Annotated in this window: 6 protein-coding genes; 4 read left to right on the forward strand and 2 right to left on the reverse strand. The window is 63.1% G+C overall.

Going from position 1 to position 6,623, the window contains the following annotated elements:
- A partial coding sequence (locus ENZ75_RS16255) for a hypothetical protein (protein ID WP_128278180.1) occupies positions 1-439 on the forward strand: 439 nt, incomplete at its 5' end.
- Positions 440-513: 74 nt separating this feature from the next.
- Entirely contained in the window at positions 514-1,593 is a 1,080-nt protein-coding gene (locus ENZ75_RS16260) for a glycosyltransferase (RefSeq protein WP_024501831.1), read from the forward strand.
- Between the two features lie 18 nt (positions 1,594-1,611).
- On the opposite strand, the gene ENZ75_RS16265 is transcribed toward ENZ75_RS16260, so the two are convergent.
- Positions 1,612-2,634, reverse strand: coding sequence for a phosphoribosyltransferase family protein (locus ENZ75_RS16265; protein WP_128278181.1), 1,023 nt, complete (start codon positions 2,632-2,634; stop codon positions 1,612-1,614).
- A gap of 52 nt (positions 2,635-2,686) precedes the next feature.
- On the reverse strand, positions 2,687-4,183 hold the full coding sequence (locus tag ENZ75_RS16270; RefSeq protein WP_063169884.1) for a lipopolysaccharide biosynthesis protein: 1,497 nt from the start codon (positions 4,181-4,183) through the stop codon (positions 2,687-2,689).
- Positions 4,184-4,368: 185 nt separating this feature from the next.
- On the opposite strand from ENZ75_RS16270, the gene ENZ75_RS16275 reads away from it, so the two are divergent.
- Together ENZ75_RS16275 and ENZ75_RS16280 are read left to right on the forward strand one after the other, a co-directional pair.
- Positions 4,369-5,541: a glycosyltransferase gene (locus tag ENZ75_RS16275; protein ID WP_063169885.1), complete on the forward strand. Its 1,173-nt coding sequence runs from the start codon at positions 4,369-4,371 to the stop codon at positions 5,539-5,541.
- Positions 5,542-5,581: 40 nt separating this feature from the next.
- Entirely contained in the window at positions 5,582-6,577 is a 996-nt protein-coding gene (locus ENZ75_RS16280) for a glycosyltransferase family 2 protein (RefSeq protein ID WP_063169886.1), read from the forward strand.
- Positions 6,578-6,623: the final 46 nt, after the last annotated feature.

The following is a 6,623-nucleotide window of genomic DNA, read 5'->3' on the forward strand; positions in this document are numbered from 1 at the left end:
TTCCAGACGCTCGGCCCTGGCCGTCTTGGCTGGCGGAGTGGTTTCGACGGGGGTCGCCTACGCCACCGTTTCCTCCTTCTCGGACGAGGATCTGGTGCGCGTCACGCTGGAAAAATATCTTGGCAAGTTGAACATCCGCATCGAGCATCTGCAGCAGTTCGTGCTGGCGTTCCGCGACAGGAATCCATGGAATTTCCCAAGCGAAAAACTGAGTGATGCCGTCACCCTGGTGGAGGAGCTCAAACTGGGCGCCGCGCGTCGCTTGCTGCCCCGGCGGAAGCGGGAAGATCTGCTGCATTTCGACCGCTGGGTCGTCGCCGAATTCCATATGCTGACGGACTACGCCTGGCGCAGTTCGCCCAACGACCCGATCCGGTTTACCGGCTGGCAATCCTGTACCAATCCCTTCGCCAATCTGGAGCCGCCGAAACTTGCCTGACGTCGAAAGCGAGGCGGCGGCCTTTGCCTGTTGTCTCCGAGCAAGGAATACGAGATGCGACAAGGAGCCCGATCATGAAAGTTCTCTTTGCAGGCGGCAACGGCTACCCGCCCGAGTTCAGTGGCGGCGTTCAGTCGAGCACGCATCATCTGGCCGAACAGTTGATCGAGCACGGTCATGAAGCGGCTGTGCTCGCCGCCCTGTTCGGTGACGGTGTCTTCGGCTTCAAGGCACGCGCCAAGATGAAGCTGTTGCGGCAGCCGGCGGTTGTCGACAGCTATCCCGGCTATCCGGTGGTGCGGGCCTGGTTTCCCTGGGAAGCGGCGGGTTATGCCGTCGACAGGCTGAAGCCCGATGTCGCCGTGGTCCAGTGTCACAAATCGGTTCCGATCGGCAAGGCGCTGCAGGCGGAGGGCGTGCCTCTGGTCGTTTATCTCCGCAATGTCGAGTTCCATGAACTGGGCGGCGATCTGCGCGAATTGCATTCGGCGCTTTACATTGCCAATTCGGATTTCACCGCGCGAACCTACAAAAAAGAATTCGGCATCGAGGCAGCGGTGATCCCGCCAACCATCAACCCGGCGCATTACTCGACGCCGACGACGGGCCAGTTCGTCACGCTGATCAACCCTTATGAGGAAAAGGGGTTTGAGCTCGCGGTGCGGATTGCCGGCGCCTGCCGCGAAATTCCATTCCTGTTCGTCGAAAGCTGGAAGCTCGACGACGATCACCGGGCGCGGATCGAACAGACGATCGCTCCCTTGGGCAATGTCGTCCTGGAGAGCCGCACCAGCGACATGAAGACGGTCTATGGCCGCACGAAGATCCTGCTTGCTCCCAGCAAGTGGGAAGAGGCGTGGGGCCGCGTCGCTTCGGAGGCCCATTGCAGCGGAATCCCCGTTATCGGTTCGCGGCGCGGCGGTCTGCCCGAGGCTGTCGGCTCCGGTGGCGTGGTGCTGGATTACGATGCTCCGCTGGCCGATTGGGTCGCGGCCGTCAGGCGGCTGTGGAACGACAACCAGGAATATGACCGGCTTTCCAGTCTCGCTCGCAGCTTCGCCGGGCGCCCGGAACTCGATCCCGATCGCCAGTTCATCACCTTCTTCTCGATACTGGACAGGGCCATGCAGCAGCGCGCGCGACAGGCGGCCTGACGACGCCGCCTGAGCAGGTCAGGCCGGACGCTTGACCCGGCTTTTCAGCGTCTCGTAGCCGCGGGCGCCAAGCAGTGCGCGGGCAATGGTCTTGGCGGCGCTCTTGCGGCCCTCTTGCGACTTGATCTGCCGCAGCCTTGCCGGCAGGTTGCGGGCCGCCTGGCCAAGTGCCGGCAGCGACAGCGCGTCGGGGAAGCTGACCATATGCGTTTCGACGCGCAGCACCGGCTTGCCTGACAGTTCGGTGATCTTCAGCGCCTGTTCGTGCTCGCTCTCGATGAACAGGATGGCATCGGACTTGCGGTAGAAATCGGCCTTGAAACTGCCATGCGCGCCGAGTCGTTGCCGTTCCGCCTTGCTCGGCAGATCGAGCATGATCAGCTGGTCGTATTTGATCTCATGCTTGGCGAGCCATGCCTCGGTGAGCGCGCGGTATTTCTCCAGCCGGCTGGTGACCAGCCAGCCGATCCTGTGGGTCGCGACATGGAGCGGCCGCGCTTCGCTGAGGAATTTCTCATAGGCCGGGCCGTCGTCGTTTTCCGCCTCTGTCGGGTCGAGGCACAGCACGCCGTCAATGTCGACGCAGCATTGCGCCAGGAATTTGTGATGCATGAAGTTCCACTGGAACATGCGCGGATGCGGCACGACCTCGAAGACGAGGTCGGTTTCCTGGTGCAGGGGCTCAAGGCCGAACACGGCGGCAAAGGTGAAGTCCGCCTCGATGCCCGCAGCCTGGATGCGGGCGCGTGCGTCGCGCATGGCGTTGCCGCCGGCGACGCTGTCGTCGATCACCAGCACCTTGCGCATCTCGGAAACCTTGCGGTCGAGAGCGGCCCGGCGCTTGGTGACGCCTGATGTGTAGATTCGCCCAGCCAGGAAGCTGTCGAGATCGGTCATCGGAATGTTCGCCGCAAGGCTGACCAGCGTCGCTGCCAAAACGCCGCTTCTCGGCACACCGACGACCAGGTCGATGTCGCGCGGCAGCCGGTGCAGGCCCCTGACGATGGCGTCGTTCATATCGGAGATCGATCGGTAGTGCATGGTTCAGACCTGGTCCTGGAGGAGATGTCCGTAGCAGTCGAAGACGCCCAAATTATTGCGCTTCGCGCGGCGCTGCCGCAGGCAGCCTTGCCGGCAGCATCTTGAGCGCCTCGCGCAAGGCTTCGCGGCCGGAGGCGAATGCCAGTGCGATGATGATTGTGATGAGGTAGGCGAACACGGCGCTGCTGGCCAGGGCGACGACATGCTGCTGCGGCAGCAGTGGCTTGACGAACCAGATCGCGGCCAGCGCCAGATGGGCGCCAAGCACGAACGGCGTTGCCGCGCGCAGCACATGATGCGCCTGCAGCGGTCCGCTCTTGCCGACATAGAGCCATAGGAACGGCGTCCGCAGATATTCGCTGATCGCATAGGCGATCGCCACGCCCAGCGCGCCATAGGGCAGGCCGAGCATGAAAGCCAGCACCGACGTCACGGCCGTTATGATGCCCCAGCGCATGAAATCGCCGGAGCGGCCCTGGCTGACGAAAAGCCACCCCGCCGGATTGTTGAGCGGCTGCAGCAGCCCGGCAAAGCCGAGCGCCAGGAAAATCGAGGCGCTTGCGCGCCATTGCTCGCCGAGCACGAAGGGGATCAGCACATCCGACATCGCGGTGGCGAAGGCGACACCGGGAAGCGCCACCAGCAGGATCAGCGGCATGACGCGCAGATAGGCGCTGCGGTAGCGATCCGGCTCGTCCTTCAGCCTGGAAAGTGCTGGAACCATCACCTTCGACAAGGGGTTGGTGATCTGGCTCAGCGGAAACAGAAGCAGCTTGTAGGCGCGGTCATAGAGGCCGAGCTGCGCCTCGCCCCAATATTTGCCGATCAGCACGTTGTCGAGGTTGCGGGCAAAGAAATTGGCGAAGTTGAAGCCGGTGATGCCGGCGCCGAAATTGATCAGCTCGCCGATGCCGGCGACCTTGCGCGGCAGGCCCGGACGCCAGCGCGAACTCGCCCAGTAGCAGAGCGTCGGCAGCACGGCACCGGTCAGCGTGCCGGCAAACAGGGCCCAATAGGAGCGATCGATGAAGGTCCAGGCGATCGACACGGCAAGCCCGGCGATGGCGCTGGCGACGTCGATGACGGCCAGCCGGCCGAACTGCATACGGCGCGTCAAGAGCGCCAGATGCTGGGCGCCAAGCCCATAGGCCATGATCTGCAGCCCGAACGCAGCCACCAGACCTGTCACGCGCGGCTCGCCGTAGAAGGCAGCAACCAGGGGCGCGGCACCCGCAAGCACGCAAGCCAGGATCGCGCTGACGGCGACATTGATCCAGAAGAGGTAGTTCACCTCCTCATGCCGGATGCCTGATTTCTGGATCGTTGCCTGGGTCAGGCCGAAATCCTGGAACAGTGCGATAAAGGCAAGCACCGGCGCGCACATCGCCACGACACCGAAATCCTGTGGCGACAACAACCGCGACAGCACGATAACCGACAGAATCTGTGTCGCGACCCGCACCGATTGCGCCATGGCCGTGACAACCGCGCCGCGCCCAACCGATTTGCGCAAGGAGCCTTCTGGCGGATCGAATGCATTGGCTTCCAAATTCAGGATTCCTGATTTTTTACGTGGATTTTCGAGCCCGAAAATCCACGACCGCCGCCGACCACAAACTACGGCAATAATTTTGCAGTGCAACAGAAAACGTGGACCGCCGCACCAAAAATGTTGCGATGCAGCAAGACCTGTACTAGCATTCCCTCGGGTGGGCCAACAGCGGTCGAGTTTTTATGCTGCATGTCTTGTACCTAGTGCACGACGTTTCCGACCCGGCGGTGCGCCGGCGGATCACGATGCTCAGGGCAGGTGGGGCCCAGGTCACCTTGGCCGGATTCCGTCGCACCGCGAATCCGATTGCGGATATCGAGGGACTGCGCCCGATCGACCTCGGCGGGACGCGTGACGGGCGATTCGGCCAACGCCTCGCGGCCGTAGCCAAAGCAGCCGTTTCGATAGGCTCGAAGCTGGGCGGAATGCCAAAGCCGGATGTCATCGTCGCGCGCAACCTGGAAATGCTGGCGCTTGCCCGCCGCGCCAGGTCAGCCTTCGGTGCATCGGTTCCGATCGTATACGAGTGCCTCGACATTCATCGGCTTGTGCTGCGCAACGATGTCCTGGGCAAGGCGCTGCGTGCCACCGAACGATTTCTGGCCAGGGATGTGAAGCTGCTGGTGACCAGTTCGCCTGCCTTCATCGCCAATTATTTCAAGCCGTTCGGCCAGGTCGCGGCACCCATCGAGCTGGTCGAAAACAAATATTTCGAGGCCGCGACGATTGTGCCCGGCGCTGCCGAGGCCGATGAGAGCCCGGTCGGCCCGCCATGGCGGATCGGCTGGTTCGGCGCGCTGCGCTGCCGCCGCTCGCTCGAGCTGCTGGCTGATTTCTCCCGCCGCACGGAGGGCCGCTTCGAGATCGTGCTGCGCGGCCGTCCGGCTTTGTCGGAATTCCCTGACTTTCACGGCTTTGTCGAGGCCGAGCCATGGCTGTCGTTTCTCGGGCCCTACCGCAATCCGGAAGACATGGCGGCGATCTACAACGATGTCCATTTTTCCTGGGCGATCGATTTCTTCGAAGCGGGGCAGAACTCCGAATGGCTTCTGCCCAACCGGCTCTATGAGGGTTGCCGTTTCGGCGCGGTGCCGATCTCGATGGGCAATACCGAGACCGGGCGGTTCCTCAAGCAGCAGGATATCGGCGTGCTGTTGCCGCAGGCGTCGCCCGAAGCGCTCGAAGCCGCGCTAGGCAAGATGGAGGAGCATCGCTTCGCCAGGCTGAAGGGGCGTGTTCTGGCGCGCAACCCGAGGACCTGGAGCTACGATCGCAGCGATTGCCGTGCGCTTGTCGAGCGGCTGCGCAGCCTGACCGCCGTGCCCGGTTCGTTTGCCGCCGAGGCATTGGCATAGGATGGCAGGGGATGGACAGAGGCAAGATGGACAGAGGTTGATGACGCAGACGGAAAAACCCTCATCCAGCCTGATCGTTATCCCATGCCTGAACGAAGCCGCCCATATCGGTGCGCTGCTCGATCAATTGCGGCCCGCGGCCGCCAGGCTTGGCGCCCGGATCATCGTCGTCGACGGCGGCAGCACCGACGGCACGCTTTCCATCGTAGACGAAGTCATTGCCAGGGACCCGCGGGTTATCCTGCTCCACAACAAGCGGCGCATCCAGAGCGCGGCGATCAATCTCGCCGTCGGTACCTTCGGCGATGGTGCCGACTATCTCATCCGCATCGATGCGCATGGCGGTTATCCCGACGATTATTGCGACCGGCTGGTCGAGGAAGCGCTGGCTACATCAGCGGATTCGGTTGTCGTTTCGATGCTGACCAGCGGCAGCGGTGCCGTGCAGAAAGCAGCGGCCGCGGCGCAGAACTCCAAGCTCGGCACCGGCGGCTCGAAGCATAGGCATCTTTCGCAGGGACAGTGGATCGATCACGGCCATCATGCACTGATGCGGATATCGGCGTTCGGCGCCGTCGGCGGCTATGACGAAACGTTCAGCCACAACGAGGACGCCGAGCTCGATTATCGCCTGCGCAAGGCCGGCTACAAGATCTGGATGAGCGGCAAGACGCAGATGGTCTACTACCCGCGCGGCTCGCTCTCAGGCCTCTATTTCCAGTATCTCGGCTACGGTCGCGGGCGTGCCAAGAATGTGCTGAAGCATCGCGTCATCCCGAAGGTGAGGCAGATGGTGCCGCTGCTGGTGTTCCCGGTGGTGCTGCTGGCGGCCTTCTCTTTCGTGCACTGGCTGGCGGCGGTGCCGCTGCTGCTGTGGGCGTCGGTGTGCCTGGGCTACGGGCTGGTGACGGCTATCCGCCAGCGCAAGGCCGACGTTGCGCTGGCCGGTGTCTCGGCCATGGTCATGCATCTTGGCTGGTCGGTCGGCTTCTGGCTGCAGCTTCTCGGCCTCGGCTCGCGACGAGGAGTGGCCTGATGGCGGTGTCGGCAAAGAACCGCAGCATCGACATCGGCGTCTGCAC

Source organism: Mesorhizobium sp. M7A.F.Ca.CA.002.04.1.1, from assembly GCF_004022805.1.
In the GTDB taxonomy this organism is placed as follows: Bacteria; Pseudomonadota; Alphaproteobacteria; order Rhizobiales; family Rhizobiaceae; genus Mesorhizobium; species Mesorhizobium ciceri.